Origin of the sequence: Rhodanobacter caeni, assembly GCF_039523575.1 — a bacterium.
In the GTDB taxonomy this organism is placed as follows: Bacteria; Pseudomonadota; Gammaproteobacteria; order Xanthomonadales; family Rhodanobacteraceae; genus Rhodanobacter; species Rhodanobacter caeni.
The window spans coordinates 324,052-350,794 of the sequence record NZ_BAAAFO010000001.1 but is presented as its reverse complement, the minus strand read 5'-3'; the positions used below and the strand labels follow the sequence as shown (position 1 = coordinate 350,794).

The 26,743-nt window shown below is 67.5% G+C and carries 24 protein-coding genes; 5 read left to right on the top strand and 19 right to left on the bottom strand.

The window, feature by feature from the left end; genetic code table 11:
• Nucleotides 1-6: 6 nt before the first annotated feature.
• From ABD017_RS01665 to ABD017_RS01640, 6 genes are all read right to left on the bottom strand, one after another.
• Entirely contained in the window at nt 7-720 is a 714-nt protein-coding gene (locus ABD017_RS01665; RefSeq protein ID WP_343879520.1) for a pseudouridine synthase, read from the bottom strand.
• 13 nt (nt 721-733) lie between these two features.
• On the bottom strand, nt 734-1,801 hold the full coding sequence (locus ABD017_RS01660) for a class I SAM-dependent methyltransferase (protein WP_425543662.1): 1,068 nt from the start codon (nt 1,799-1,801) through the stop codon (nt 734-736).
• 88 nt (nt 1,802-1,889) lie between these two features.
• A complete protein-coding gene (locus ABD017_RS01655) occupies nt 1,890-2,678 on the bottom strand; it encodes an AcvB/VirJ family lysyl-phosphatidylglycerol hydrolase (protein ID WP_343879516.1) in 789 nt (262 codons plus the stop codon).
• Nucleotides 2,675-5,284 carry a bifunctional lysylphosphatidylglycerol flippase/synthetase MprF gene (gene mprF, locus ABD017_RS01650; protein ID WP_343879514.1) on the bottom strand — a complete coding sequence of 870 codons (2,610 nt, stop codon included), beginning with the start codon at nt 5,282-5,284 and terminating at the stop codon, nt 2,675-2,677. The genes ABD017_RS01655 and mprF overlap by 4 nt, the downstream gene beginning before the upstream one ends.
• Nucleotides 5,285-5,358: 74 nt before the next feature.
• The gene (locus ABD017_RS01645) at nt 5,359-7,350 is read right to left on the bottom strand and encodes an OPT family oligopeptide transporter (protein ID WP_343879512.1); all 1,992 of its coding nucleotides are present in this window, start codon (nt 7,348-7,350) and stop codon (nt 5,359-5,361) included.
• Between the two features lie 51 nt (nt 7,351-7,401).
• Complete coding sequence (locus ABD017_RS01640; protein WP_343879510.1) at nt 7,402-8,316, bottom strand: pseudouridine synthase; 915 nt, start codon at nt 8,314-8,316, stop codon at nt 7,402-7,404.
• Nucleotides 8,317-8,378: 62 nt separating this feature from the next.
• Between ABD017_RS01640 and ABD017_RS01635 the strand changes: the two genes are divergently transcribed.
• Together ABD017_RS01635 and ABD017_RS01630 are read left to right on the top strand one after the other, a co-directional pair.
• Complete coding sequence (locus tag ABD017_RS01635) at nt 8,379-8,936, top strand: YaeQ family protein (RefSeq protein WP_343879508.1); 558 nt, start codon at nt 8,379-8,381, stop codon at nt 8,934-8,936.
• Nucleotides 8,937-8,982: 46 nt separating this feature from the next.
• The gene (locus ABD017_RS01630; RefSeq protein ID WP_343879506.1) at nt 8,983-9,417 is read left to right on the top strand and encodes an FKBP-type peptidyl-prolyl cis-trans isomerase; all 435 of its coding nucleotides are present in this window, start codon (nt 8,983-8,985) and stop codon (nt 9,415-9,417) included.
• A gap of 109 nt (nt 9,418-9,526) precedes the next feature.
• Here ABD017_RS01630 and ABD017_RS01625 read toward each other — a convergent pair whose 3' ends face one another.
• Nucleotides 9,527-10,384: a PA4780 family RIO1-like protein kinase gene (locus ABD017_RS01625; RefSeq protein ID WP_343879504.1), complete on the bottom strand. Its 858-nt coding sequence runs from the start codon at nt 10,382-10,384 to the stop codon at nt 9,527-9,529.
• A gap of 56 nt (nt 10,385-10,440) precedes the next feature.
• Nucleotides 10,441-11,427, bottom strand: coding sequence for an LLM class flavin-dependent oxidoreductase (locus ABD017_RS01620; RefSeq protein WP_343879502.1), 987 nt, complete (start codon nt 11,425-11,427; stop codon nt 10,441-10,443).
• 508 nt (nt 11,428-11,935) lie between these two features.
• Between ABD017_RS01620 and ABD017_RS01615 the strand changes: the two genes are divergently transcribed.
• Entirely contained in the window at nt 11,936-12,973 is a 1,038-nt protein-coding gene (locus tag ABD017_RS01615; RefSeq protein WP_343879500.1) for an HDOD domain-containing protein, read from the top strand.
• A gap of 45 nt (nt 12,974-13,018) precedes the next feature.
• On the opposite strand, the gene ABD017_RS01610 is transcribed toward ABD017_RS01615, so the two are convergent.
• Together ABD017_RS01610 and ABD017_RS01605 are read right to left on the bottom strand one after the other, a co-directional pair.
• Nucleotides 13,019-13,735: an ion channel gene (locus tag ABD017_RS01610; protein WP_343879498.1), complete on the bottom strand. Its 717-nt coding sequence runs from the start codon at nt 13,733-13,735 to the stop codon at nt 13,019-13,021.
• Nucleotides 13,736-13,783: 48 nt separating this feature from the next.
• The gene (locus ABD017_RS01605) at nt 13,784-13,984 is read right to left on the bottom strand and encodes an oxidoreductase-like domain-containing protein (RefSeq protein ID WP_343879496.1); all 201 of its coding nucleotides are present in this window, start codon (nt 13,982-13,984) and stop codon (nt 13,784-13,786) included.
• A gap of 259 nt (nt 13,985-14,243) precedes the next feature.
• On the opposite strand from ABD017_RS01605, the gene ABD017_RS01600 reads away from it, so the two are divergent.
• Entirely contained in the window at nt 14,244-16,382 is a 2,139-nt protein-coding gene (locus tag ABD017_RS01600; RefSeq protein WP_343879494.1) for a putative bifunctional diguanylate cyclase/phosphodiesterase, read from the top strand.
• A 12-nt stretch (nt 16,383-16,394) separates the two neighbouring features.
• On the opposite strand, the gene ABD017_RS01595 is transcribed toward ABD017_RS01600, so the two are convergent.
• From ABD017_RS01595 to ABD017_RS01585, 3 genes are all read right to left on the bottom strand, one after another.
• Complete coding sequence (locus ABD017_RS01595; protein ID WP_343879492.1) at nt 16,395-17,168, bottom strand: pseudouridine synthase; 774 nt, start codon at nt 17,166-17,168, stop codon at nt 16,395-16,397.
• Nucleotides 17,169-17,293: 125 nt separating this feature from the next.
• Nucleotides 17,294-18,418 (bottom strand): OmpA family protein, encoded by a 1,125-nt coding sequence (locus ABD017_RS01590; RefSeq protein WP_343879490.1) that lies wholly within the window; start codon nt 18,416-18,418, stop codon nt 17,294-17,296.
• Between the two features lie 184 nt (nt 18,419-18,602).
• Entirely contained in the window at nt 18,603-20,054 is a 1,452-nt protein-coding gene (locus ABD017_RS01585; protein WP_343879488.1) for a bifunctional 2-methylcitrate dehydratase/aconitate hydratase, read from the bottom strand.
• Nucleotides 20,055-20,322: 268 nt separating this feature from the next.
• On the opposite strand from ABD017_RS01585, the gene ABD017_RS01580 reads away from it, so the two are divergent.
• Entirely contained in the window at nt 20,323-21,027 is a 705-nt protein-coding gene (locus ABD017_RS01580; RefSeq protein ID WP_343879486.1) for a TerC family protein, read from the top strand.
• Here ABD017_RS01580 and ABD017_RS01575 read toward each other — a convergent pair.
• The 6 genes from ABD017_RS01575 to prpC all read right to left on the bottom strand — a co-directional run bounded on the left by ABD017_RS01575 (nt 21,024) and on the right by prpC (nt 26,681).
• Nucleotides 21,024-22,352 carry an acetate kinase gene (locus tag ABD017_RS01575; protein WP_343879484.1) on the bottom strand — a complete coding sequence of 443 codons (1,329 nt, stop codon included), beginning with the start codon at nt 22,350-22,352 and terminating at the stop codon, nt 21,024-21,026. The genes ABD017_RS01580 and ABD017_RS01575 overlap by 4 nt on opposite strands.
• A 60-nt stretch (nt 22,353-22,412) precedes the next feature.
• Nucleotides 22,413-22,940 carry a hypothetical protein gene (locus tag ABD017_RS01570; RefSeq protein WP_343879482.1) on the bottom strand — a complete coding sequence of 176 codons (528 nt, stop codon included), beginning with the start codon at nt 22,938-22,940 and terminating at the stop codon, nt 22,413-22,415.
• Between the two features lie 14 nt (nt 22,941-22,954).
• A complete protein-coding gene (locus ABD017_RS01565; protein ID WP_343879480.1) occupies nt 22,955-23,650 on the bottom strand; it encodes a C39 family peptidase in 696 nt (231 codons plus the stop codon).
• A complete protein-coding gene (locus ABD017_RS01560) occupies nt 23,647-24,036 on the bottom strand; it encodes a hypothetical protein (RefSeq protein ID WP_343879478.1) in 390 nt (129 codons plus the stop codon). The genes ABD017_RS01565 and ABD017_RS01560 overlap by 4 nt, the downstream gene beginning before the upstream one ends.
• A 98-nt stretch (nt 24,037-24,134) precedes the next feature.
• Nucleotides 24,135-25,037, bottom strand: a complete 903-nt coding sequence (locus tag ABD017_RS01555; RefSeq protein WP_343879477.1) for a hypothetical protein — start codon at nt 25,035-25,037, stop codon at nt 24,135-24,137.
• A 498-nt stretch (nt 25,038-25,535) separates the two neighbouring features.
• Nucleotides 25,536-26,681 (bottom strand): bifunctional 2-methylcitrate synthase/citrate synthase, encoded by a 1,146-nt coding sequence (prpC, locus tag ABD017_RS01550; RefSeq protein WP_343879475.1) that lies wholly within the window; start codon nt 26,679-26,681, stop codon nt 25,536-25,538.
• Between the last annotated feature and the right edge of the window lie 62 nt (nt 26,682-26,743).

Sequence of the window (26,743 nt, the reverse complement as noted above, 5' to 3'; positions counted from 1 at the left end):
GGTCGATCAGCCAGCCGTCGGCGGCATGAAGACGGCAGCCACCTCGTCCGCTTCCAGCGCCCGCCATTCGCCCAGCGGCAGCTCGCCCAGCGTCAAGGCGCCGACCGCCACGCGCTCGAGGGTTTCCACGTGGTTGCCGGTGGCGGCAAACATGCGCCGCACCTGGTGGTAGCGGCCTTCGGTGACGGTGAGCCGCGCGTGGCGCGGCCCCAGCACCTCGAGTTGCGCCGGCGCCAGCGGCTCCTTTTCGGACTCCAGCATCAGGCTGCCGCTGCCGAACAGCGCGCCTTCGTCGCCGCGCAGATCCTGCGCCAGCGTGGCCTCGTACACCTTGGCCACGTGCGCCCGGGGCGAAATGATCCGGTGCAGCAAGGCGCCATCGTCGGTGAACAGCAGCAGGCCGGTGGTGTCGCGATCGAGCCGCCCCACGCTGGACAGGGCCGGCGTGCGCACGTTGAACCGCGGCGGCAGCAGGTCGTATACCACCCGGCCCGGGTCCTTGCGCGAACAGGTGACGCCCAACGGCTTGTTGAGCATCAGCACCAGGCCGGGTGGCGGATCGAGCGGCTCGTCGTCGACGCGGATGTTCTCGTGCGCCACCACGTCATCGGCGTACAGCACCTGGCCCTCCGCATCGGTGATGCGCCCGGCGCGGAACATCTGGGTGACGTCCTTGCGGCTGCCGTAGCCCAGGTTGGCGATGAGTTTGACCAGTTTCACGGCTTGACCAGTTTCATGGATGCACCCCGTTCGCTTCGATCACCTTGAACCCGTCCTGCGTGGTCACCGTGGTGACGTGGTGGAAACACGCCGCCAGGATCGCCTCGTACGGCAGGTGCCGGTTCGCCACCAGCCACAAGCGGCCCTCGGGCAGCAGCGCGTCGGCGGCGCTGGCGATGAAGGCGCGACCGAGTTCGGGCAGGTCGGCGCGGCCCTGGTGGAATGGCGGATTGCTGACGATGGCGTCGTAGCGCCGCGGCAAACCACGGGTGACGTCGTGCCAGTGCACCGCGATCTCGACATCGCGGCCGCTGGCCTGCTGCGCACGCGCCAGGTTGAGGCGCGCCGGCTCCAGCGCGCGCGCTTCCGCCTCGTACAGGTCGATGGCCTCAACCTGCGGACAGCGGGCGATGACCTGCGTGGCCAGGTAGCCGTAGCCGGCACCGAGATCGGCCACGCGCCCGCGCAAATCGCCAGGCAGATGTGCCGCCAGCAGCGCGGAAGCGGGGTCGATCCGGTTCCACGCGAACAGGCCGGGCCGGCTGACGAATCCGTCATCGGTTTCGCGCGGCGCATCCAGCGCCAGCCATTGCGCCAGCAGCTCGCGATCGACGCTGTCCGCGGTGGGCGTGGCCCAGAATACGCGGCATTTGTGCTTGGACAGGTGCTGCACCGCACCGGCCAGTTTCACCAGGTCGGCCTCGCCGGATCTGGCGCCTTCGGCATTGGGCAGCGCTACCAGTACGGTACCGCCCGGCGCCGTGTGTTGCAGCGCCCGCGCGAACAGCGCGCGGGCCTCGTCGCGCTGGCGCGGCGGCAGGATCAGCACCAGCGGAAAGCGCTCGTCCTCCGCTGCCTCGCCCACGCGCAGGCCACAACGGTGCAGCTCGTCGACGAACGGCATGAAGCCTTGTTCGCACAGCCACGCCGGCTGCGCCATCTCGCGCAGGCGCGCGCCGCCACGGGCACGCAGGAACAGCACGCGACCATCGGGCGGCAGGCGCAAGTGTCCCGACTCGAAGGGAACGAACAGGGTGGCCAGCGCCGTGTCCGGCGCGGCGGCGGAGAAACCGGCAACCATCACGAAAAGCTTCGCACTGCGGGCGGACGCGTAGTGTAAGGCCGGCGCCCGGTTACATCACCCGCGTGGTCGTCGACGATGCCACCGATCAAGGCGCGGGATCAGCGGGCAGTTCGTCGATCATCTGCGCCGCCAGCGGCTGGTAGCCGCCGTCGAAATGATGGCCGCCGGGCTTGGCATGGACGGTGATCCATGCCGGCAGGCCGGGCTCGGCGCAGAGGCTGTCGTCGCGCTCGCCCAGACCGTAGTAGCACGCCACGGGCGGCTGCCCATGCAGGGCGAGCAGCGGCGGGCGCGCATCGTAGTGGCGCACCGGGTTGATACGTTGCAGGAAGGTCTTGAGGTGTTCCTTCCACCAGCCCTGGCTGGACATGTAGCCCTCCAGTTCGATCTCGAAATTCACGCTCCTGCTGGCCGAAAGCAGCACCAGTTGGGTCACCCGCGCGCGGTTGGCCGGGCTCAGCCTGGAAACGATGCTGGGCAGCACGTCGGCGCCGAACGAAAAGCCCACCAGCCACACGCGCCGCTTGTCCCAGCGATCGGCGTACTTCGTCATCAAGGCATCGAGCTGGGCAGCCGACGTCTCGGGGCTGCGGTTGCGCCAGTAGTACCTGAAGGTATTGACGCCCAGCACGGGGATGCCGCGCGCGCGGAAGGCATCGCCGAGCTGCTTGTCCAGGTCGGCCCAGCCGCCGTCGCCGGAGTAGATGATCGCCAGCACGTCGCGCTTGCCCGCCGGCGCAACGGCGCCGGGGGTTGCCGGCAGTACCACCGTGGCGCGCTCCAGGCTCACGCGCGACCACGGGCTCCAGAGCACCAGCGCTCCAGCCAGTACCACGCCCGTCGCAACCAGCAGGATCGATCGCACGCGCCTCATCGCCACACCACGCCGCTCAGGCCGCCGGAGATCAGGCTGGCCACGTTGGCCAGGATCAGCGGCAAGGCAATGCCGCGCGGCACCGCGATGTAGCGCGACTCCCACTCCGGGTCGAACTTGTCCTTGTAGCGCTGCAGGCCACGGAAATTGTAGAAGCGCTCGCCACGGCCGAACACCAGGGCGCCGAAGCGGTTCCACAGCGGTGACTGCCGACGGCTGTGCAGGCCCGCCAGCGGTGCCATGCCGAGGTTGAACCACTGATAGCCCTGGTCGCGCGCCCACAGCATCAGCTCCACGAACAGGTAATCCATGATGCCGGCCGGCCCATCCGGCAAATGCCGCATCAGGTCGACCGAGGCCTCCTGCCGGGTGTCGCCCAGGAACAGGTTGGCGAACGCCACCAGCCGCTCGCCCTGCCACACCAGCGCCATCGGCGTGCGCATCAGGTAGGCCGGATCGAAGGCACCCAGCGAGAAGCGCTTCTCACGCACGCGCTTGTCGCGCAACCAGGCGTCGGAAACCTCGCGCAGGCGCGGCAGCAGCGGCGCCACCGCCTCGGCCGGCACCACCTCCAGCCGCAGGCCATCACGCGAAAGCCGGTTCACCGTATTGCGCAACACCTTGCGCGACTTGCCATCGAGGCTGAACGTCGCAAGCCGCACGCGCGCCTCCTCGCCCACCTTCAGCAAGGCCAGGCCCACCTCCAGGTAGAGGTCGAGGTTCGCCGGACTGACCTGGTAGAACACCGGCCACCCGCCGGCGCGCTCGCACTGCTCCATGAACGTCCACACCAGTTCGCGGCGTGCCTCTTCGTCGACACCCACCGGATCGCCCATCGTGACCCAGCTGCGGCCCTCGATGTCGTACATCACGAAAGCCTTGTGCTCGTCGTCGAACAGCAAGGCCTTGTCGCCCATCAAGGCCAGGTGTGCCTGCGCCGAGTCCGCCCGCCTGATCAGCGGCAACGCCTGCGCAAGCTCGGCCTCGCTGGGTGGTTCGCAGCGCAGGCGAACCGGCCGGATCAGGCTGCCCAGCGCAAACAGCAGGCCGGCGGCGGCCGACCCCACCAGCGCCCGCAAGGCGCGCGGCGCACCGCCCTGGTGGAAACTGAACTCCCACCACAGGTCGGCGCTGTAGTCGACGTGCTTGTAGCTGAACATCACCAGCCAGATGGCGCAGACGAACACCGCCACGATCGCCACGATCCAGCCCAGTGAAAACGTGGTGCTGAACAGCGACGCCCGCCGATAGAACAACCGATGGGCCGGCGCCAGCGCCATCGCCAACAGGGTCAGCAACGCCGCCTCCTCGTAATCGATGCCCTTGAGCAGCGAGAACACGGCACCGGCCAGCAGCAGGATAAGGGTGAGCACATACGCCGCGTCCAGGCGCCGCTGCAGGCCGCGGGCAAGAATCAGCAACAGCATGCCGATCACGCTGGCCAGCAGGTGCGACACCTCCAGCACCGACAGCGGCAGCACCTCGCTCAGTATCGCCATGCGCAGCGGCAGTGCCCGCGTGGCGCCGGAAAACAGCAGCACCGCGCCGGACACCAGGGTCAGCCCGGCGAAAAACGAGGGCAGCAAACCGGTGAACCACGGCGACAGCAGCGATTGGCGGCGTAGGCCCCACGCCTCGCGCTGCAATACCAGCACGGTCGCGGCACACAGCGGCAGCAAGTAGTAGATGACGCGAAACGCCGCCAGCGCACCCAGGATCGGGGCAGCCAAGGCACCGTTGCCGGTCGCACCAAAGCCGGCCAGCATCACCGCTTCGAACACGCCCAGCCCGCCCGGCACGTGGCTGACCAGGCCGATGATCTGGGCAATCACGAAGATCGCCAGGAAATGCCCGAAACCATTGGCGAGCTGTTCGGGCATCAGTACGTAGAGCACGCCGGCGGCCAGGCCCCAATCGAGCGCGCCCACCACCACCTGCCGCAGGGCCGTGCCGAACGGCGGCAGGCTCATCCGCCAGCGCCATAACTTCAGCGGACGCCGCCACACACTGCCCGCCACCAGCCAGGCCAGCGGCAACAGCGTCAGCAGGCCACCCAGGTAGAGGCTGAACGTGGCCAGCGGAAGATCCGGCGGAAGCGGCACGCACAACAGCGTCACCCCGGTGACCGCCAGCAGCCCGAGCCAGAAACTGCCGGTGCAAAACAGCACCACCCGCGCAATCTCGGCCGTGCTCAGACCGTGCTGGATATAGAAGCGATAGCGGATCGACCCGGATACCAGCAACGACATGCCCACTGCATTGCTGAACGCGTAGCTGATGAACGAGATCAGGCCGACCTTGCGCCACGGCAACGACTTGCCGATGGAAGCCAGCGCAAAACGGTCGTACAGGGTCATCACCCCGTAACCGGCTACGGTCAGCAATGCCGCCGACAACAACCGGCCGTGCGACAGGTGGTGCACGTAACTGCGCACCTGGTGGTAGTTCGCTTCGTGAGCCAGCAAATGCAGCGCCCACAAGGCAAGGCACAGCATGGTTATGGACAGCAGCGGCCCGCCAAGCCGACGCAGCAACGGCACCATGTGCCGGGTCGGCACATGGATCGACCCGGTTTCCGGGGACCGCTCGACTTCCTGCTGCTCCACGCGACGACAACTCCCCTGCCAGCGCGCTAGTGTAGGGCGTCAATCGCTCCGCGACGACGTAACGTCACCGTCCGTCAGGCGACGGTCCGCCCCAGCCGCGCCACCCACCGGTACAGCGCCGCGTTGACCAGCACGAAGGCGATGCCGCCGATCCAGAGCGCGGCGGTGCCGAAGTTGTCGCCCACCAGCGCCAGCGGCGTGTTCTGGCCGGAGAACACCACGATCGCGGCGATCACCACGCCGATGATGCTTTCGCCCACGATCATGCCCGAGGCCAGCAGGACGCCCAGTTGTTTCGTGCCCTCGGGGTTGGCGCCGCGCTCGGCGCGCCGGTCGAAGTACCAGCCCACGATGGCGCCGACCACGATCATCAAGGTGGTGGAGCTGGGCAGGTAGATGCCCAGGCCGACGGCCAGCGGCGGCAGCCGGGCGCTGCGCGTGGTGCGGCCCAGCATCTCGTCCAGCACGATCAGCGCCACGCCGATGGCCCCGCCCAGGCCGATCAGGCCCCAGTCGATATTGCCCTGGATCACGCCCTGCGCCAGCGCCGAGATCAGCCCGGCCTGGGGCGCCGCCAGCGCGCGCGTGGGGTCGACGCCGGGCATGCCGGCAAAACCGTAGGCCTCGTTCAACAGATCCAGCACGGGCGGGATCACCGCCGCGCCCACCAGCACGCCCACCACCAGCGCCACCTGCTGTTTCCATGGCGTGGCGTCGACCAGCTGGCCGGTTTTCAGGTCCTGCAGGTTGTTGTTGGCGATGGTGGCCACCGCGAACACCACCGAGGTGGCGAACAGCGCGAACGCCACCATGCCCTTGCCGGCATCGCCGGTTTGCGCCTGCACGGCCAGCATCAGCAGCAGCGCGGCGATGATCACCACCAGGATGCCCACGCCCGACAGCGGGCTGTTGGACGAGCCGATCAGCCCGGCCATGTAGCCGCACACCGCCGACACCAAGAAACCCATCACCACCACGAACAGCAACCCGCCGATCACCAGCAGCCACAGGTGATCGCCCAGCCCGGTGGCCAGGCTGAAGTCGCCCAGCAACCAGGCGATCGGCAGCAGGCAGACCACGCTGATCAGGCCTACCAGGCCGATCGGCATGTCGTGCTCGGTGCGCGGCAAGCTGGCACCCTGGCCGGCCTTGCGCGCCCGCGACGAGGCCATCGCCGAAGTCAGCCCGCTGATCACCGGCTTGACCAGCTTGGCCAGCGTGTAGATGGCCGCCACGCCGATCGTGCCGGCGCCGATGAAACGCACCTTGGCGCTCCACGCCGCCTGCGCCACGTCGGCGGCGGCACCGGCGGTCGCCGCCAGCATCGTGTAGTGCGGCACCGCCCAGCCCCAGGCGATCACCGCGCCCAGCAGCATCGCCAGGCCCACCCACAGGCCCACCAGATGCCCGACCGCCAGCAAGGCAAACGACAAGGCGAAGTCGTAGCCGGTTGCCGCGCCGCGCTCACCGAAGCGGAAATACTGCGCCACGTTGCCGGCGAAAACACGGGTGGCAACCACCACCGCAAACACCGCCGACACCACGGTGCCGGCGGCCACGGCCAGCAGGCCGGCGCGGCTGCTTTCCTCGGACGCGGCTGCCGCATCGTCGCCACCGCCCACCTTCAGCACCTCGGCGCAGGCCACGCCTTCGGGATACGGCAGGTCGGAATCGGTCACCAGCGCGCGACGCAGCGGGATCGTGTACATCACGCCAAGGATGCCGCCGGTGGCGCAGATGCCGAACGTGACCCAGAACGGAAACCCGTTCCACCAGCCGATCATCACCAACCCCGGCAGCACGAAGATGATCGCCGACAGGGTGCCCGCCGACGAGGCCACCGTCTGCACGATGTTGTTTTCCTGGATGGTGGAGTTCTTGAACGCGCGCAGGATCGCCATCGAGATCACCGCCGCGGGAATCGAGGTGGCGAAGGTCAACCCCGCCTTGAGTCCGAAGAACACATTGGCCGCGGTGAAGACCAAGGTGATCACGATGCCGATGACCAGGCCGCGTACGGTGAGCTCGGTGCGCGGCGTGGCGCCGGCCAGGTGGTGTGCGTTCACGAGGACTCTCCCGCGCCAATAGTGCGCGCAACGATAACGCGGAATGGCCGCTTACCGCGCGCCGCCGGAACCAACTTCTGGCACTGGCCCGGCCAGCTCCAGCGCGCTTTGGAAGCTGCGCCGCTCACCATCCAGCGGGTCGTCGAAAGTGAGGTTGCGGGCCAGCAATTGCAGCGGGTGGCGATGATCGTCGTCGGCCGCGGCCGCCAGTTCGGGGTACAGCGTGTCATGCAGGATCGGCGCGCCCAGCGCGGCCATGTGCAGGCGCAACTGGTGCTTCTTGCCGGTGACTGGCCGCAATGCATAGCGCCAGATGCCGGCCTTGCGTTCGATCACCTCGATGACCGTTTCGCTGTTGGGTTCGCCGTCGGCCTCGCGCATGCGGAAAAACGGCTCGCCCGCCACCATGCGCGAACGGCGCTGCTGCGGAAACGACAGCTGCGGCAGCGGCGGCGCCAGCGCGTGGTAAAGCTTGTCGATGCGCCGCTCGCGGAACAGCGCCTGGTACGCGGCACGACTGGCCGGATTGGCCGAGAACAGCACCAGCCCCGCCGTGGCCCGGTCGATCCGGTGCAGCGGCACCAGGTTCGGATTGTCCAGCCGGCGGATCAGCCGCCGCAGCAAGGTCTGCTCCACGAAGCCGCCCGCCGGCGTCACCGGCAGATAGTGCGGCTTGTCCGCCACCACCAGATGCGCATCGGCATGCAGCACGGTCTCGACGCCGGGGATCGGCAGCTCGTGCGCCACCTCGCGGTAGTAGTGGATGCACCGCCCCGCGCGATACGGCGTCTGCGGCGTGATCGCCCGACCCTGCGCGTCCAGCACCCGTCCGCGCTCGATCCGGTCCAGCCATTGCGCGCGGCTCACTGTGGCGAAATGCGCGCACAACGCGTCCAGCACCGTGGCCCATTCGCCGGCGGGCAGGTGCACGGTGCTGGCGTGGGGATCGTGGAAGGCGCCGCTCATCAGCGAAGTCTAGAGCCTTGCCAGCGCGTAGAATGGCCGGCTTGTTGTCCGAAGGCTGACGCATGGCACTCAACGCCACCATCTACAAGGTCGAACTGCAGATCAGCGACATGGATCGGCATTACTACGCCACCCACGCGCTGACCCTGGCGCGGCACCCCTCGGAAACCGAGGAGCGCCTGATGGTGCGGCTGCTGGCGTTCGCGCTGTATGCGGACGATCGGCTGGAGTTCGGCAAGGGCCTCAGCGACGAGGACGAACCGGCCCTGTGGCGCAAGGCGTACACCGACGAGATCGAGCTGTGGATCGAGCTGGGCCAGCCCGACGAAAGCCGCATCCGCAAGGCCTGCGGCCGCTCGCGCCAGGTGGTGGTGATCGGCTACGGCGGCAACGCGGCGGAAACCTGGTGGAGCAAGATCGGCTCCTCATTGGCCCGCCACAGCAACCTCACCGTGCTCGACATTCCCGCCGCGACGGTCACCGCACTGGTCGGCCTGTTGCAGCGAGGGATGCGGCTGCAATGCCTGATCCAGGATGGCCAATTGCAATTGATGAACGATACCGATGCGGTGGCCGTGGACCCGGTGAAACGCATGGTCGCCGCGGAACCCTCGAAGTAACCCTGCCCGACCGCCCCATTTCCATACCCAATTCCGGAGTTTCCCCATGCGTTGGTTGCTGCCCCTGCTCGCCGTATTCACCCTCGCCGCCTGCGGCGGCTCGCCCCAGGTCCGCACCCACGGCCAGGTGGACAAGCTCACCGTCATCGACCGCACCGTCGGCAGCGGCGCCGAGGCGAAGCCCGGCATGGACGTGCTGGTGCACTACACCGGCTGGCTGTATGACGACACCGCCAGCGACAAGCACGGCACGAAATTCGACAGCTCGCGCGATCGCGGCGCGCCGTTCAATTTCCAGCTGGGCGCCGGCCGGGTCATCGAAGGCTGGGACCAGGGCGTGGCCGGCATGCGCGTGGGCGGCAAGCGTACCTTGCTGATCCCCGCCGCGCTCGGCTACGGCGCCCAGGGCGCCGGCGGCGACATCCCGCCCAATGCTTCGCTGGTGTTCGATGTGGAGCTGATCGACGTCAGCACGCATTGAACCCTGTAGGAGCGACTTCAGTCGCGACGCTCTTCGGGATTCGGAAGAGCAAAAGCATCGCGATTGAAGTCGCTCCTACAAAGGTGAACACTGCCGCTCCCTCCATCGGTCAATCCCCCTGCGCGGCAGCCTCGCGTCCCTGCTGGCGGATGACCGCCTCCTCGCGCGCATCGATGATCGACTGCATCACGCTGTCCACGTCGGCAATGCTTTCGTCGAACTCGAAGCGGCCGGTGAGCTCGGTATCCGGGTGCAGCTCGCCCAGTTCGTACAGCGCCCACATCTCCTCGCCGTAATACGTGTCCAGCAACTCGGGCGCAAAGCGCGACAGGCTGATGGTGATGTTGCCCACGTCACGGCGCAGCATGGCGCGCGCGGCGTTGTTGCCCGCGGCGCTGACCACCTGCGGCAGGTCGATGATCACCGGACCCTCGGGCCCCACCAGCACGTTGTACTCGGACAGGTCGCCATGGATCAGGCCGATGCACAGCATGCGCGCCACCTGCTGCATCAGGAAGCGGTGGTACTCGCGCGCGGTGTCGGCCGACAACTCCACCTCGCCCAGCCGCGGTGCCGAATAACCGTCCGCATCGGTGACCAGCTCCATCACCAGCACGCCGTTGAAAAAACCGAACGGCTGCGGCACCCGCACGCCGGCGGCGGCGAGCTGGTACAGCGCGTCGACCTCGGCGTTCTTCCAGTTCTCCTCCATCGCCCTGCGGCCGAACTTGCTGGCCTTGCCGATCGCGCGCGCCTGGCGGCTGCCGCGCACCTTGCGCCCCTCCTGGTATTGCACGCGCGCCTGGAAACTGCGCTGCCCCATGTCCTTGTAGACCTTGGCACAGCGCACTTCGCCGCCGCAGCTCACCACGTAGACGGAAGCCTCCTTGCCGCTCTTGAGCGGGCGGAGCACCTGGTCGATCACGCCTTCCTCGATCAATGCCTGCAGGCCCTGGGGTGTCTTCATGCGTTGGGGAACTTCAAGTGTTCGGAAGGGACGCGATTATGGCCGATCGGATGTTGCTATTTGTTCGCCATGCACGCCGCGGCGATCTCGAACGAGCGCCGCCGGGCGGCGTGGTCGAACACGTTCGCGGTGAGCAGTACCTCGTCCGGCCGATGCCGCTCGACGAACGCGTCGATGCCCTGCCGCACCGTCGCCTCGCCACCGATCACGGCGCAGGCCAGCGCACGCTCCACGCCGATCTTCTCCACCGGCGACCAGTAGGTTTCGATGTCGTCGATCGGCGGCGGGATCAGCCCCGGCCGGCCGCGGCGCAGATTGATGAAACTCTGCTGCTGGGTGGTGAACAGGCGCCGTGCCTCGGCATCGCTGTCGGCGGCGACCACGTTCAGGCCCAGCATCGCGTACGGCTGTTGCAGCCGCGCCGAGGGGCGGAAATCGCGGCGATAGAGCGCCAGTGCCTCGTCCATTGCATCGGGAGCGAAATGCGAGGCAAACGCGAACGGCAGGCCCAACGCCGCCGACAGCTTGGCGCTGAACAGGCTGGAACCCAGCAGCCACACCGGCACGTCGATGCCGGCGCCGGGCACGGCGCGCACCGGCTGGCCGGGCGTGGCCGGCTCGAAATAGCCGAGCAGTTCCATCACGTCCTGTGGAAACGCGTCGGCGCTGTCGAAATAGCGGCGCAAGGCTTTCGCGGTGGGCTGGTCCGTGCCCGGTGCGCGGCCCAGGCCCAGATCGATGCGCCCCGGATACAGCGACGCCAGCGTGCCGAACTGCTCGGCCACCTGCAGCGGCGCATGGTTCGGCAGCATGATGCCGCCGGCGCCCACGCGGATGGTCGAGGTACCGCCGGCCACGTGCCCGATCAAGACCGCCGTGGCGGCGCTGGCGATGCCGGGCATGTTGTGGTGTTCGGCCAGCCAGTAGCGCTGATAGCCCAGCCGCTCGGCCAGCTGCGCCAGATCCAGCGTGTTGCGGAATGCCTGCGCGGCATCGCTGCCTTCGGTGACCGGCGCCAGGTCGAGGATCGAATAGGGGATCATGGGGAAATGCTCGCCAGGGTTGGGTTTTCCAATCTGGGGGCGCACGATCGAAATGCCACCTTCGACCACGGCCTGCCGTGCAACCGGGCCAGCCGTGGCGACCGTCGCGGCGGCCCGGAAATGCCGCGCGGCATCGGCTTGGCTTCCGCATCGCCCTTGCCTAAACTCCGGTCGCACCGCGCTCGATGTTGCCGCCGGTGCCGGATCGGCGATGCCGCTCCCGTCCAACCTTCCACATCGCGGAGCACGACATGAGCAAGGGCATGGATTCGAAGAAGAACGAGAAGAAAAAGCCGGCCAAGACCCTGAAGGAAAAAAGGGCGGCCAAGCAGGAAAAGAAGAAAAGCCAGTAAGTCCGGCGGTCCGCGGAATCGAACCACCGCTGCGGCCGCCCCGCCACGCCGCTCCCGCAGCCGCCGCACCGGATGGCGCGGAGCGCTCAATATTCGGGCCGCGCTGCCGTTATTTCGCAAGTCGTGGGGGCTTGCGTTTCTGAAAGGACGTTTGCATGGGGACTCTTTGGCAGCGCCTGTTTCGCCGCCAGCAACCGGTTGCCGGTCGCGAGCGACCGATCGCGGCCAGACCCGTGCGCGTGATGGCCGAGGACGAGCCGGCCGAGCCGGATTTTCCGCTGACTGAAATCGAAGACCGCTTTCGCCGCTTCGTGCTCGACCTGCCGCCAGGCGATGCGATCGAGTCCACGGCGGCCGAGCAAGCCATGCTCAAGCGGCTGGACCTGCTCAGCACGCGCTTTGACATGCGCAGCCTGCCGCGCCTGCCCAGCGTACTGCCGCAACTGCTGCGCACGCTGAAAAACGACAACGCCGCCGGCGGCCAGCTGGCCAAGCTGGTGGCGCGCGATCCGCAGATGGTGGGTGAAGTCATGCGGGTCACCAGCAGTTCGTACTACCGCTCGGCCCAGCCGATCGGCAGCCTGCAGCATGCGGTGGTTCTGCTGGGGCAGGACGGCTTGCGCCGCGTGCTTACGCAATACGTGATGAAACCGATCCTGCAGGCCAACGCCGGCAGCTTCGGCCAGGCAGCCGGCGAGCGCCTGTGGGATCACGCCGAGCGCTGCTCGCACGCATGCGCATGGCTGGCCAGGCACAACGGTTGCGACACGTTCGAGGCCTACCTGGTGGGCACCATCTGCCACACCGGCACCGGCGCGGTCGTGCGCCTGCTCGATCAGCTGGCGCCGGCTTCCGCCGCCGCGCCGCTGTCGCGCGATTTCATCGCCAGCTGCGCCGCGTTGGCGACGCGCCTGTCGCTGCAGGCCGCGCAGCACTGGGAGTTGCCGGCGCGCGTGATCGAGGCAATGACCGATCGCCAGTCGGGCAAGGCCATCGCGGCCTGCTCGCCGCTTGGCCAGACGCTGGCCGTCGCCGATGGCCTGGCGATGGCGCAACTGCTGGGCGAACACGAGCGACTGGCGCCCGACGTGGATCTCAGCCACACCTGGCCCGAGGCGTTTTCGCCGGCGCTGCTGGCGCGTTGCCAGCAGGATCTCCGGCGCCATTTTCCGGTGGCCGAAAAGTCGATCTAGCCACCGGCGGGCGCCGCACGCCGGAAAGCCCTGCGCACGCGACGATCAGCGGCGCGGCTCGCGCTCCTCCTCGCGGCTGACACTCAGCCCGATCAGTCGCGAAACCACCAGCGCGATGTACATCACCCCCACGAACATTTCCAGGCTGGCCAGCGCGCGCGCATGCACGGTGACGGGTATGACGTCGCCGATGCCGGTGCTCGACATCAGCGCAAAGCTCAGAAACAGCAACTCCGTCCAGCTGCGCGGCCCGGCGGGATTCACCGCCGCGGCAAAACAGCCCGGCTGCAACACCTGGCACAGCACGAACAGGTAGGTGAAGGCCCAGGCGAGCAGGGTGAAGGTGGCGCCGGCGGCAAACATCTCGTCGGTGGTGGCACGGCGATCGGCCAGCATGTAGGCAATCAGGCAGCCGGCGGCATAGAAGTAGAACAGCGCCTCCAGCGCCGCCCACCACGGTTTCAGCGCCGGCATGTCCAGCATCAGGCCCATCGCATTGCACACCACCGCGGGCACCGCGATGGCCGCGCTGATCCAGCCCCGGCCGCGGGTACGCTGCACCATCGAAATGGCCAGCATCAGCACCACCACCCCGAACGCGCCGAACAGCACGCGCGCCGCACGCGTCTGCTCGATGAACGGATACAGCAGCAAGCCGGCCAGCTGCACCAGCAGCAGGGCGGCGGATGGATGCCGGACGAGGATGGCCAACCAGCGCAGGCGCCGCAGGCTCGACACCGTATTGCCGTCATTCGTTCGCATGGGTCACCTGTCTTTCCGTGCCGGTCTCGAGTTGGGCGCCGCCGGGGTTCAATGTGTGGGGTCTTCGGCATCCGCATCATCCGGATGCCGCGCCCGCCAGGCCTGCAGCCGCGCGCGGTAGCGTTCCAGCGACGCCTCGTACACGTCGTGCACGCAGTTCACGCAGCCCTCGCCGCAGCAATCGCCCGGGTCCGGCGCGGCGGGCAGGATCGGCGCAGGGTCGTTCGGGTCGGCCGGATCGTCAGGCATCGTTCCAGTCCATCGGGGAAGCGCCTGATCCTCGCATATTCGCGCATCGCGCCGACAGCGGCGACAACCGCGGAACGCCGCATACGGACGTCCGGACGGCTGCTCCTCCCGCACCCCGCCAGCACGCCAGGTGCGGCGGAATTGCCCCGCGGCGACGCCTGTTCCGACCCGGCCACCATCCCGTGAACAAATGGGCTATCGTTCCCTTTGCGATGCGCGCCACGGCCCGGGCTGGCGCACGCCAGGGGGAAAACCGTGCATGCATGAAATTGCGAGCCAACCGAGCTTCGGCTATTTCACTGCCGCCTTGCTGGCGACGGCCGCCGTGGCGCTGTCATCGGGCATGCAGTTTCTGGTCATCGGCCTGCGCCATCAACGCGAACTGATGTACCAGGCCTACGCGGTGCTGTGCATCTGCATCGCTGCGCTCGCCCTGTCCAACGTGCTGCTGGACTGTGCAACGACACTTGCGCAAGCCACGCTCGCGCTGCGGCTGATGTACGCCTCGTCGATCTTCTCGTTTCCCGCTTTCATCGTGTTCGTGAGCACCTACACCCGCAAACCCGTGGGGCGCGTCGTCTTCGGCGTGATCCTGATCGTGGCAACGGGCCTGTTCTGGTTCGACCTGCGGGCACCTTATGGTCTGCACGCCGGCCTCAGCGCCGGTACGCCGATGGTGCTTCCGTGGGGGGAGTCGCTGTTCACGCTGGAAGTGCAGCCATCCATCGCCAGCCATGTCTTCCACGCCCTGACCTACGTGGTTTTCCTGTGGGCGCTGTGGCGCTCATGGAAGTATTACCGGGATGGCCGCGCACGGCCCGGGTTGCTGCTGGGCATCTGCCTGCTGGTGCAGTTCGTCGCCATGCTCTGGGGCGACATTGCGGTGGACATCTTCGACCAGCCGTACCCCTACCTGGATGCCTTCGCCTTTCTCCCGTTCGTGTTGCTGATGGGCGTGTCACTGGCCAGCCAGCTGCGCGCCCGCACGCTGCAACTGGAGCAGACCACGCTTGAACTGCGCGCCGAGGCGGAGACCCGGCGCGAAGCCGAGCTGGATCTGCGGCACATCGCCTACCACGACCCGTTGACCGGCCTGCCCAACCGCTCGCGCGCCCTGCATTCGCTGGCCGAAATGCTGGCCGACGCCAGGCAGTCGGGCCGCCATGGCGCCGTGCTGATGATCGACCTGGACAACTTCAAGACCATCAACGACTCGCTCGGCCACCACGTCGGCGACCGCGTGCTTGAGGCCATCGCCGACTGCCTGCTCGCGGTGGCACCGGGCGAATCCACCGTGGCCAGGCTTGGCGGCGACGAGTTCCTGGTGCTGCTGGACGCCACCTCGCACGACGCGATGGATGCGGACGCCACCGCGGCGCTCGCCATGGGCGTGGCCGAAAGCATGGTGCAGCGGCTCTCCGTGCCGCTGCCGATCGACAGCCGCATCCTCGCCATCGGCGCCAGCATTGGCGTCGCGGTTTTCCCCAATGGCGACGCCGAAGCGGCCGATATCGTGCGCTGCGCCGACATCGCGCTGTATCGCGCCAAGGCCGCCGGGCGCAACGGCGCGCGACTTTTCCTGCCGCACATGCAACAGGACGCGGACAACCGCCTCGAACTGGAGCGTGGCCTGCGCACCGCGCTGGAGCGCAACCAGCTGTCGCTGCATTTCCAGCCGCAGGTAAGCATGAACGGCAAGCTGCAGGGCGCGGAGGCGCTGCTGCGCTGGCGTCACCCGGAACTGGGCGACGTGCCGCCGGACGTCTTCATCCCGGTGGCCGAGGAAACCGGCCTGATCCACGCGCTCGGCACCTGGGTGATCACGCGCGCGTGCGCCCACATCCAGGCCTGGCGCAGCCAGGGGGTGAATTTCGGCGGGCGTCTGGCGGTGAACGTCAGCCCCTGGCAAATCGCCCACCCCCAGTTCGTCGAGCACATCCAGGCCATTGTGGTGACCGCCGGCATCGACCCGGAGTGGCTGACGCTGGAGCTCACCGAAAGCGCGCTGCTGAACGATTTCGAGGCGGCGCTGGCCACCTTGCATGCGCTGTCCAGCATCGGCTTCCGGCTGGCGATGGACGATTTCGGCACCGGCTACTCGTCGCTGGCCTACCTGCAGCAGCTGCCGCTGGACGAACTGAAGATCGACCGTTCCTTCGTCAGCGCGCTGCAACCGTCGGTACCGGACCCGCTGGCCGGCTTCATCGTGGACATCGGCCGCCGCCTCGGCATGGCCACCATCGCCGAAGGCGTGGAAACGGAACAGCAGCGCGCGCGGCTGGGCGCCATGGGTTGCGACACGCTGCAGGGTTACCTGATCTGCCGCCCGCTCCCCGAGGCGGAGTTCCTGCACTGGCTGGCCTCGCGCCAGACCGTCGCGGAAAAAAACATCGCCTAACCGCCGGCGCCGCTATCGCCTGCCGCGCCGATCCAGCATCGCCACTTCGGCCGCACTCAAACGGCGCCACTGATTCTTCGCCAGGTCGCCAAGCGGCAACGGGCCGATGGCCACGCGGATCAGGCGCAATACGTCGAACCCCAGCGCCGCCAGCAAGCGGCGGATGTGGCGGTTGCGACCCTCATCGAGCACCACCTCCAGCCAGGCGTTTTTCCCGCCCTGGCGCAAGACGCTGGCGCGGCGCACTTTCAGCCGCTCGTCGCCGTCCACGATCCCGGCATGCATCGCCGCCAGCGCGGTGGCGTCCGGTTGCCCGGCCACCTGCACGTGATAGGTCTTGTCGAGGTGCGTGGCCGGGTCGGTGATGCCGGCCGCCCACGTCGTGTCGTTGCTCAGCAGCAGCAAGCCTTCGCTGGCCTTGTCCAGTCGCCCCACCGGACCCAGCCAGGGCAGGCCCGCGGCGGCAAGCGCGGTGTAGACCGTATCGCGACCGCGTTCGTCGGACGCGCTCACCACCAGGCCGCGCGGCTTGTTGAACATCACGTGGATTCTTTCCGCCGTCGCCAGTGGCTTGCCGTCGACCGTGATCGGCGGCCCGTCCGGCCGGACGGGAAAATGCGGATCGGCCACCACCCGTCCGGCCACGCTGACCCGGCCGTCACGGATCCATTGTTCCGCCTGGCTGCGCGAACAGACGCCGGCTTTGGACAGCACCCGCGCGAGGCCGTGGCGTGGTGCGGCGGTTGTCGCGCGGTTGCGGTGATTGCCGGACGTGGAGAAACGCATCGCGATAGCGTAACGAATGCGTGCGGCAAACGCCGACCGCGGCACAAAAAAAGACCCGGCCGAAGCCGGGTCCTTTCGTACCGCCGAGCTCCGATCGGAGCCCGGCGTTCATTGCCGCGGTTCGATTACTGCTGAACCTGCAGTTCCGTGCGACGGTTCTGCGCGCGGCCGGCGTCGGTGTCATTGTCACCGATCGGGTTGCTTTCGCCGTGGCCGATCGGGCCTTCCAGACGGCTGGCATCGATGCCATGGCTGGTCAGGTAGTTGTAGACGATCGAGGCGCGACGCTCCGACAGGCTCTGGTTGTACGCATCCGTGCCCACCGAGTCGGTGTAGCCGGCGACGGTGACGTGCACCTGCGGGTAACGCTGCAGGGTATCGACGGCCTGGTTCAGCACGGCGATCGAATCGGAGCTCGGCTCAGCCAGCGCACCGGTGATGTCGGTCTCGTTCTTCTTCGGGCGATCGAACTTGAAGTTCACGCCACGCAGGTCGATGACGACCTTCTGCGCGCAACCGTCAGGACCGACGATGGTGCCGGCCGTGGTGGCCGGGCACTTGTCTTCGCAATCGTTGACGCCGTCATTGTCGCTGTCCATGGTGGAGCAGTCAGCCACCGGGGCCGGTGCTTCAACCGGGGCCGGCGCGGCGGCAGCCGGTTCGCCGAAGCGCGAAACGACGCTGAAGCCCAGGAACCAGTCACCGTAACCGTCTTCGGACGGCTGCGACTTGTCGTCCCAGTCATAGCGGTAGCCGGCTTCGATGCGGATATCGGAGCTGTCGGTAATGGTCTTGGACAGACCGCCACCCAGCTCGGCCGCCGGAGCCCAGCCATGTTCAGCCGCGTTCTGGTGATGGCTGCCCATGATGCCGGCCAGCACATACGGACGCCATGCGTCCCACGCACCGGCGTAGAAACGGGCGGCTACGCCGACGGTATTGTTGGCCCAGCTGCCGCCGCCATCGACGTCGCGCTTGGTGCGGTCGGCGAAAATGTCGATGGACGCATTCGGCGAGACGAAGCGGCCGACACCCAGACCGTAATAAACCTGGCGGCTGTTGGTGTTGCGGTCGGTGTCGTTGTAGTAGCCACCAACGGTCGGGGCAATGTACCAGCGAGCGTCATAGTCGGTGGCCATCTCGCTCGACGAGGAGGCGGTATCGGCGGCGCCCGTGGTGTCCTGCGCGTGAGCGGCGCCAACGCCGCCCAAAGCCAGCGCAATCAGAAAATACAAGCCCTTACGTTTCATCGGGTGTCTCCTTGTGTGGGATTTTTCGTCCGCTTGACAACATAAATACGGGGATCGAACGAGCAACGGGTGACAACGGCCGCTTCACCGATTCGCCGTGTCACGTTGGGCGCGAACTTTAGCAAAAAATAAACATAACCGACCGCTTTGGCGATCGCTCGTTCATTTTCCGCTTATGTCGTCTTTACAATGTGAATAGGCCAATGAAGTCCTGGACGGGCATTTTGTCCAGTGCCGCCGAATCGCTGGTTGCGGCAAGAATGGCATTCACCCGGTGCTCCGGCAGATGCCCGCGCAATGCGGCCTCGAACTTTCTGAGCAGCACCGGAATGCCTTCGACACGGCGACGACGATGGCCGATCGGGAAATCCACGGTGACCTTCTCCGTGCTGCTGCCATCCTTGAAGAACACCTGCACGGCATTGCCGATGTAACGCTTGGCCGGATCGAAATAATCGCGGGTGAACTGGGGGTTCTCGCTCACCGTCATCTTTTCGCGCAAGGCGTCGATGCGCGGGTCGGCGGCCACGTCGTCACTGTAGTCGCTGGCCACCAGCCGTCCGAAGATCAGCGGCACGGCCACCATGTACTGGATGCAGTGGTCGCGATCGGCGTAATTGGCCAGCGGCCCGGTCTTGTCGATGATGCGGCAGCCAGCCTCCTGGGTCTCGATCACGATCCGGTCGATCTGGTCGAGTCGGTCGGCCACCTGCGCATGCAGCTGCATCGCGCACTCCACCGCGGTCTGCGCGTGGAACTCGGCCGGGTAGCTGATCTTGAGCAGCACGTTCTCCATCACGTAGCTGCCGAACGGCCGCTCGAACTCGAACGGCTTGCCGTTGAACGCGACGTCGTAGTAACCCCAGGTCTTCGCGCTCAAGGCCGAGGGATAACCGACCACGCCGCGATGGACCGCATTGATCGCGTGGGTGACCGCGCGGCGGCAGGCGTCGCCGGCGGCCCAGCTCTTGCGCGGCCCGGTGTTGGGCGCGTGGCGATAGGTACGCAGCGCGCCGTTGTCGATCCAGCTGTGCGACACCGCTGCCACCACCTGGTCCCTGTTGCCGCCCAGCATCGCGGTGGCCACCGCGGTGGACGCCAGGCGCACCAGGATCACGTGGTCCTGCCCCACCCGGTTGAAGCTGTTGAGCAGCGCATAACCGCCCTGGATCTCGTGCGCCTTGATCGCATAACCGAGCACGTCGTGCACGGTCAGCGGCTGGCCGCCTTCACGCACGGCCTTGCGGCTGAGGTAGTCGGCCAGCGCCAGGATCGCGCCGAGGTTGTCCGAAGGATGGCCCCACTCCGCCGCCAGCCAGGTGTCGTTGAAATCCAGCCAGCGGATCTGCGTGCCGATGGCGAACGCCGCCTGCACCGGGTCCAGCTCGTGGCTGGTGCCGGGCACGCGCGCGCCGCCGGGCAAGCTGGCGCCGGGCACCAGCGGACCGAGATGCTTCACGCACTCGGGAAACTTCATCGCCAGCATCGCCGTGCCGAGGGAGTCGAGCAGCACGTGGCGGGCGGTGTCGTAGGCCTCGGTGGAATCGATGCGGTAGTCGATCACGTAGTCGGCGATGTCGACCATCGGCTGATCGGGATCGGGACGGATGGCGGAGCGGACGTCGGGCGCACTCATGATGTTCTCTCGCAAATCGGAAACGGGCATTTTAGCCTGCGCGGATCGAAGGCGGCTTGACCCCGGGGACGGCGCACGCAGACAATGAGCGCCCCCAAAAGGGAGTAGTTCCCGATCCCGCTTTCCGGTATCGGTGCGGTGATCGTCAACACGAGCGACGCTTCGCTCCGGTCATCGCGGCAAGCGTGTTGCGAACGAGACTTTTGCGGTGGCTGCGGGCCGCGCGCGACCGTAGCCGCTGCATCGTCCGTCGCGCATGGATCGTCCCATGGATTTCTTCACTCCCGATTTCTTTTCCGGCCTGCTGGCCATCGTGCTGCTCGACCTGGTGCTGGCCGGCGACAACGCCATCGTCATCGCGATGGCCGCCAGCCGCCTGCCGAAGGACCTGCAGAAAAAAGCGGTGTTCTGGGGCACCTTCGGCGCCGTCGCCGTCCGCTTCGCCCTGACCGCGGTGGTGGTCTACCTGCTCAGGCTGCCGGGCCTGATGCTGGCCGGCGGCCTGTTGCTGCTGCCGATCGCCTGGAACCTGCTGCGCCACGACGACGACGAGAGCCACGAGATCAAGGCCGGCCGCACGTTCTGGAGCGCGCTGCGCACGATCATCGTGGCGGACGCCCTGATGGGGCTGGACAACGTGCTGGCGATCGCCGGCGCGTCGCGTGGCCACCTGGGCCTGGTGATCATCGGCCTGCTGATCAGCGTGCCGCTGGTGGTGTGGGGCTCGACCTTGATCCTGAAACTGATCGAGCGTTTCCCGATCATCATGTACGTCGGCGCCGGCGCCATCGCCTTCACCGCCGCCCGCATGATCGGCCACGACCGCTGGCTTGCCGGCTGGCTCGCCCCGCCCGACTGGGCGCAGTACGCGCTCGACGTGGTGCTGGTGGTGGGCATCTGCGCCGGCGGCTGGCTGGCGCAGCGACGACGGGCACGAGGCGCAGCGACGACGCAGGCGATCCGTCACGGCTAGTACGTGGTGGGCACGCGCACGGTAACCGTGGCGTCGGGGGTGTCGCGGGTGACGCCCACACCGAGCGCCACGTTCAGGCTGCGCTTGTCGCTGAGGCGGTAGGAGCCGCCCACCAGCAAGGTACCCAGCACGGTTTTCGCCGAACCGGCCACGGTCTTGCCGTTCTGCCGGGTCAGGCCCACGAAACTCTGGTCGTAACCCAGGCTGATGGATGCCTTGTCGTTCAACGCAAAGCCCATGCCCAAGCTGAGGTCCACCACGTCGCCCACGTCGATCGTGCCAAGCGCCTCCCGTTCCCCGCCCAGCAGCCGGCGGCTGACCCCATGGCGGGGGAAGTTGTGCAGGTAGCTGAGGTTGCCGAAAAACACCACCGGATCGGACGGGTACAGCCAGGTCACCCCCGGCTGCAACGCATGGAAACCCGAGCCCGTCGGCAGTTGCAGCGGCATGCCGGTGCCGGTGACGTTCTGGATGCAGCGGTTGACGCAATCGGTGGTGACGTCGAACGGATCGCGCCCGGTGCGCGATTTGAAGCGCAGCCAGCCCACGAAATAGGGCTTGTCGGCGCCGCCATCGTTCATCTGGTAGCGCGCCGTCGCCTCGATGTCGCCCAGGCCGTGGCCGCTGCTGGTGAACACGCGATCCTGCGCGCTGCCAGTGAAGATCTCGCGGCTGGTGGTGTCGGTGTGGTTGTGCAGGTAGGGCACGCGCAGTTCCAGCTCGAACCGGTTGCTGAGCCCGTAGCGCAGCGTCAGCGCGCCGGTTTGGGTGGTTGTCCTGACCTGGCGCGCGTCGATCAGGCCGATCAGCACGGCGGGGATCACCGTGTAGCCGATCAGGTCGACGCGGTCCGCCGATGAATAGCCGAACTGGTACGACGGCTCGATCACGAACTTGCCGCGCGGCGTGAGCACGCCGGGTTGCTCGAAGATGGGCGCCACCGCAGGCGGGCCCGGTTCGCGCACGGGGGCGCGACCGACCGGTTGCGTCGCCGCCACCGTCGTATCCGTTGCCGTCGCGCCCGGTGGGGAAACCCCCGGTGTGGACGTGGTGCTCGCGCTGCCTGGCGGTTGGCCGTCCATGCCCATCGCATGGCGCAAGGCGCGGTAATCCGCCTCCTGTTCCGCCAGCGCCCGTTTCAGCTGTTCGATCTGCGCCATCTGGGCGGCCAGCTGGCTGCGCATGGCATCCAGCCGTTCGCCCTGCTGGATCACGTTGTGCCGAAGATCGGCGGACGCTGCCGGCTCCTGGGCATGCGCCATGCCCAGGCACAGCAGGCCGGCGCAACCGGCGAGCCAGGTGTTTCGCGACGATGTCCCTGCCATTCCCTTTCCTCGCAAGCCCAAAAGAAAACCGCGGGAAACCCGCCGCATCCGCGCCTGCAGTCAATGTCCCAACGACTGGATCAACGCGCCCTGCAGGCTGTCGCCAAGGCGCGCGCTGCGGAACCGCGCCAGGTGGTCCACCGACGCGTCGATCGTGGTGAGGCTCTGGATGTGCTGGCCGTCCAGGCTGTTCTGGATCACGGTGGCCGTCGCGCCCGACGGCGCCAGCGCCGCGGTATTGCCCTGCCCGCCCTGCACCACAGCGACAACGCCATCGAACGCGGCCAGCGCACGGGCCTGCGCGGCCGTCATGTGGCCGATGTCGGGTATCGACACGCTGGTACGCGCCGCCAGGCTGCCATTGACGTAGACCACGCGGTCGATGCCGAACGACGCCAGCAACCCGTTGCCGTTGTCGAAACCGCCGCGCATCGCATCGAGTTGCGCGTTGCTGGCGGGCGGCGACCAGGCATTCACGCACGGCGCCCCGCATGCCGCCGACGCCAACGGCGCCGCAGCGGCCAGGCCTGCCGCGATCAAGCCCGCCGAACAGGAGCGAAGATGCCGCGGATGTGCCGTCTTGGTCATGGGTCGCTCCACGCTCAGCGATCGCCGGGGCCGCGTTTGGGCAAGGTGATCCGATCCAGCCCGCGGCGATCGATGCCATCGGCCAGCGAGGCCAGCGGCGCGGCGCGCCAATCGTCCGCACTGTTGAACACGGCCAGCGTGCGGCGGTTGTGGATGACGAAGACCAGCCTGGTCTGCCAGGCGGCCTCGAACGCGGCGCGCGCCATCACCCGGGTGCCGCGCGCGGGGTCGCCCACCAGCACGCGGCCGTCGCGCAGGCCTTTCACCACCACGAAATGGTGGTAGCCCTTTTCGTTCAACAGCACGATCGCCGGCACACTGGATTGGCGCAGCTTGTCCAGCGGCACGTGGAAGCCATCGGCCTCGAACCCGTTGGCGTGCAGGAAGCGCTTGATGTCCAGCAGCGAGAAGCCTTCGCGCCGGATTTTCGCGCGGTCGCCATGGGCGTACATCTGCTCGAACACCCATTGCTCGTCCATCGGGTAACCGTATTGGTACGTCAGCAAGGTGGCGGTGGCCGCGGAGCCGCAGCTGAAGTCGAAATGCTGGCGGACGGTGCCCCTGAAACGCGCTTCCCTGAGGCTGGTGAGGTGGAAGGTATAGCCGTTGCCCTGGATGCCCGGCACCTCCATCGTGGCCGCTCGCGGTGAACCGGGCGCCAGCATCGCCAGCGCCAGCAGCGCAGCCGTGCACCCGTACCCGCGTTTCATGGCTGGAACTGCACGTTGATGATCGTGGCGTTCTGGATCAGCACGTTGTTGCCGCTGTTCTGGATCACCATCGGCACGCCTGCCGCGCCGGTGAAAGCGCCATCGGAAATCGTGTTGTAGCCGCTGGCGACGTGGTCGGCGCTGTTGTTGTCCACGGTGCCATGCAGGTGCATGTTCTCCTCGATGTCGGTGCCGCCGCGCATTGCGGCCAGGGTGGCCGGCGTCACGCGGGCACCGAAGCCATCGGCGCCGACCGGCGCGCCGGCGCGCGCGATCGGTGGCGAAGGCGATGACATCGAGCCGGGTGGTTGCGCGAAGCCCGGCATCGCCAGGGGCGCCAGCAGGCACCCCAGCGAGAGGGGCAGGAAGGATCGGCAGCTTCGCATGGCGTCACTCCATGAATGCTCGGCGCCGTGGCGCATCAGCGCGCCACGGCGAGGTCGAGGAAAACGCCGTGGAGCAATTCTCCACGGCGGGTTCTCCGTTACGGGCCGACGGTGAGGTTGGCCTGCACATTCACGCTCTGCTGCACCAGGGCGGCGGCGCCGCTGTTCTGGGCAAGCACCGCGATACCCGCGGCGCCCACGGCGGTACCGTTCATCTGGTTGGACATGTCGAAGCTGCCGGCGTCCGCGTACGAGGTGCCGCCCGCACCACCGGCGCCACCGGCCGCGCCCATGCCACTGCCGCCCGTGCCCGCGCCACCCGCGCCACCGGTGCCGGCGTTACCGGCGGTATTGCCGCTGGCGCCGCTGCTGCCGGCCGTGCCGGTGGGCGCGCCGCTGTCTGCCGTGGCCGCGCCACCGGTACCTGCGCCGGCCATCCAGCTATCGGCGCCACCGCTCGCGGTGCCGGTATTGCCGCCGCCAAGACCGCTGCTGGAGCTGTCATTGCTGTTGGCGCCGCCATCGCCGTTGCTGTTGCCGCCATACCCGCCGCTGCCGGCACCGGCGCCACCGCTGCTGGCCCAGCTGTTGCCGCCGGCGCCGCTATGACCCTGGGCGTCGCCACCGCGCGCCACCGCGCCACCGCGCCCGCCCGCACCCGCGGCACCGTAACCGTCACCACCGGTACCACCGCGACCACCCGCGGCGTTGCCCATGTTGTACGCGGCGTTGCCCACGGTCACGCCAACGTTCGAGACCGTACCGCTCAGTTCGCTGTTGGCGGCTACACGGTTGATGTTGTTGGAATTGGTGGTGTCATGCGAATCGGCATGGGTACTGGAGTTGGAGTGGCTGCTGGAGTCGTTGGCCACGTTCTGCAGCACGGCCGCGTTGTCTTGGGCGTTGGAGCCGCCGCCGTTGTTCTGGGTCTTGTCCGCCATCGCGGGCAATGCCAAACCGATACCGAGGCAGATGGCAGTGGCGATAAGTGTCTTGCGCATGGTCGTTCTCCGTGTGAAAGCTTGATCAGGCTCTGGAATCACCCCGGCAAACCGGGGCCGTTGTCTGCGATGCCAGAGGGGGCGGATCAGGCGCTCACCGGAACGGCAACGCGTTCGGCAATTCCATGACAACCATCAACACCAACTGATCCCGGCAACCACCGGCTTGCGTTCGCAGCGCGCGAAATTTGCATAAACGGTGCCGGCCGGGCGGATCAAATCAATATCAACAAAATCAGCATGTTGTGGTCGAATCCGGGAGAACGGAACGCCTCCGTTGCGGAGGCGCTGTGTCGCCGGTGTTACACCCGCCGGACATCGCCGCCTGCAGTTGGCGGCACCGATGGCGCCACGGCAGGCGCGGTACGCCGATGACGACGTCGGTGCGAGGTGTAACAAGGTTGTTACAGGTGTATCGCGGCAAGGCGGTCGCCGTTGCCGCGACTCTTCCATCAGGCGTGTGTGCAGAACATCGCGACCGAAGTCGCTCCCGCCCCGTCAGCGCTTGTCGATCGGCACGTAGCTCAAGTCTTCCGGGCCCGTGTAGTTCGCGCTGGGGCGGATGATCTTGCCGTCCTCGCGTTGCTCGATCACGTGGGCGCTCCAGCCGGCGGTGCGGGCGATCACGAACAGCGGCGTGAACATCGCGGTGGGCACGCCCATCATGCGGTAGGCGCTGGCGGAGAACCAGTCGAGGTTGGGGAACATCTTCTTGATCTCGGCCATCACCTTCTCGATGCGCTCGGAGACGTCGAACAAGGTGGGGTTGCCGCCCTCGGTGCACAGCTTGCGCGAGATTTCCTTGATGATCTCGTTGCGCGGATCGGCCACCGTATATACCGGGTGGCCGAAGCCGATCACGATCTCCTTGCGCTCCACGCGGGCGCGGATGTCGGCCTCCGCGTCATCGGGGTTGCGGTAGCGGGAGATGATCTCCATCGCCACCTCGTTGGCGCCGCCATGCTTGGGGCCGCGCAGCGCGCCGATGGCGCCGGTGATCGCCGAATAGATGTCCGAACCGGTGCCGGCGATCACGCGCGCGGCGAAGGTGGACGCGTTGAATTCGTGCTCGGCGTACAGCACCAGCGACTTGTCCAGTGATTGCGCGTGCAGGTCGCTGGGCTTCCTGCCGTGCAGCAGGTGCAGGAAATGCGCGGCGATGGATTCGTCATCCGTCTCGGTCTCGATGCGCTTGCCGTTGTGGCTGAAGTGGTACCAGTACAGCAGCATGGAGCCGAAGCTGGCCATCAGGCGGTCGGCAATGTCGCGCGCGCCGGTGACGTTGTGGTCGTCCTTTTCCGGCAGCACCGTACCCAGCATGGAGCAGCCGGTGCGCAGCACGTCCATCGGATGGGTGGATGCCGGCAGCAGCTCCATCGCCGCCTTCACCGGCGCCGGCAGGCCGCGCAGTCGCTTCAGCCGCTGGCGGTAATTGTTGAGCTCGGTCCAGTTCGGCAACACGCCGTGCACCAGCAGGTAGGCCACCTCCTCGAAGTTGCCCCTGGACGCCAGGTCGTGGATGTCATAGCCGCGGTAATGCAGGTCGTTGCCGCTGCGGCCCACCGTGCACAACGCGGTGTTGCCCGCGGCAACGCCCGACAGTGCGACGGATTTCTTGGCCTTGGGCAGGGCTTGCTCGCTCATGGGTGTCTCCTGGGGTGCAGGGAATTCGAATGTGGTGTCCCGTAGGAGCGCAGCCTGTGCGC

Excerpts from the sequence above, each read along its gene's own strand:
- ABD017_RS01605 (WP_343879496.1), bottom strand. The coding sequence starts at position 13,984 with ATGCCTGACGATCCGGCCGACCCGAACGACCCTGCGCCGATCCTGCCC.
- ABD017_RS01585 (WP_343879488.1), bottom strand. The coding sequence starts at position 20,054 with ATGAGTGCGCCCGACGTCCGCTCCGCCATCCGTCCCGATCCCGATCAG.
- ABD017_RS01615 (WP_343879500.1), top strand. The coding sequence starts at position 11,936 with ATGGGGACTCTTTGGCAGCGCCTGTTTCGCCGCCAGCAACCGGTTGCC.
- ABD017_RS01625 (WP_343879504.1), bottom strand. The coding sequence starts at position 10,384 with ATGAAGACACCCCAGGGCCTGCAGGCATTGATCGAGGAAGGCGTGATC.
- ABD017_RS01575 (WP_343879484.1), bottom strand. The coding sequence starts at position 22,352 with ATGGCAGGGACATCGTCGCGAAACACCTGGCTCGCCGGTTGCGCCGGC.
- ABD017_RS01640 (WP_343879510.1), bottom strand. The coding sequence starts at position 8,316 with ATGAGCGGCGCCTTCCACGATCCCCACGCCAGCACCGTGCACCTGCCC.
- ABD017_RS01600 (WP_343879494.1), top strand. The coding sequence starts at position 14,244 with ATGCATGAAATTGCGAGCCAACCGAGCTTCGGCTATTTCACTGCCGCC.
- ABD017_RS01565 (WP_343879480.1), bottom strand. The coding sequence starts at position 23,650 with ATGAAACGCGGGTACGGGTGCACGGCTGCGCTGCTGGCGCTGGCGATG.
- ABD017_RS01590 (WP_343879490.1), bottom strand. The coding sequence starts at position 18,418 with ATGAAACGTAAGGGCTTGTATTTTCTGATTGCGCTGGCTTTGGGCGGC.
- ABD017_RS01620 (WP_343879502.1), bottom strand. The coding sequence starts at position 11,427 with ATGATCCCCTATTCGATCCTCGACCTGGCGCCGGTCACCGAAGGCAGC.
- prpC (WP_343879475.1), bottom strand. The coding sequence starts at position 26,681 with ATGAGCGAGCAAGCCCTGCCCAAGGCCAAGAAATCCGTCGCACTGTCG.
- ABD017_RS01635 (WP_343879508.1), top strand. The coding sequence starts at position 8,379 with ATGGCACTCAACGCCACCATCTACAAGGTCGAACTGCAGATCAGCGAC.
- ABD017_RS01660 (WP_425543662.1), bottom strand. The coding sequence starts at position 1,801 with ATGGTTGCCGGTTTCTCCGCCGCCGCGCCGGACACGGCGCTGGCCACC.
- ABD017_RS01630 (WP_343879506.1), top strand. The coding sequence starts at position 8,983 with ATGCGTTGGTTGCTGCCCCTGCTCGCCGTATTCACCCTCGCCGCCTGC.
- ABD017_RS01580 (WP_343879486.1), top strand. The coding sequence starts at position 20,323 with ATGGATTTCTTCACTCCCGATTTCTTTTCCGGCCTGCTGGCCATCGTG.
- ABD017_RS01555 (WP_343879477.1), bottom strand. The coding sequence starts at position 25,037 with ATGCGCAAGACACTTATCGCCACTGCCATCTGCCTCGGTATCGGTTTG.
- ABD017_RS01595 (WP_343879492.1), bottom strand. The coding sequence starts at position 17,168 with ATGCGTTTCTCCACGTCCGGCAATCACCGCAACCGCGCGACAACCGCC.
- ABD017_RS01610 (WP_343879498.1), bottom strand. The coding sequence starts at position 13,735 with ATGCGAACGAATGACGGCAATACGGTGTCGAGCCTGCGGCGCCTGCGC.
- ABD017_RS01560 (WP_343879478.1), bottom strand. The coding sequence starts at position 24,036 with ATGCGAAGCTGCCGATCCTTCCTGCCCCTCTCGCTGGGGTGCCTGCTG.
- ABD017_RS01655 (WP_343879516.1), bottom strand. The coding sequence starts at position 2,678 with ATGAGGCGCGTGCGATCGATCCTGCTGGTTGCGACGGGCGTGGTACTG.
- ABD017_RS01570 (WP_343879482.1), bottom strand. The coding sequence starts at position 22,940 with ATGACCAAGACGGCACATCCGCGGCATCTTCGCTCCTGTTCGGCGGGC.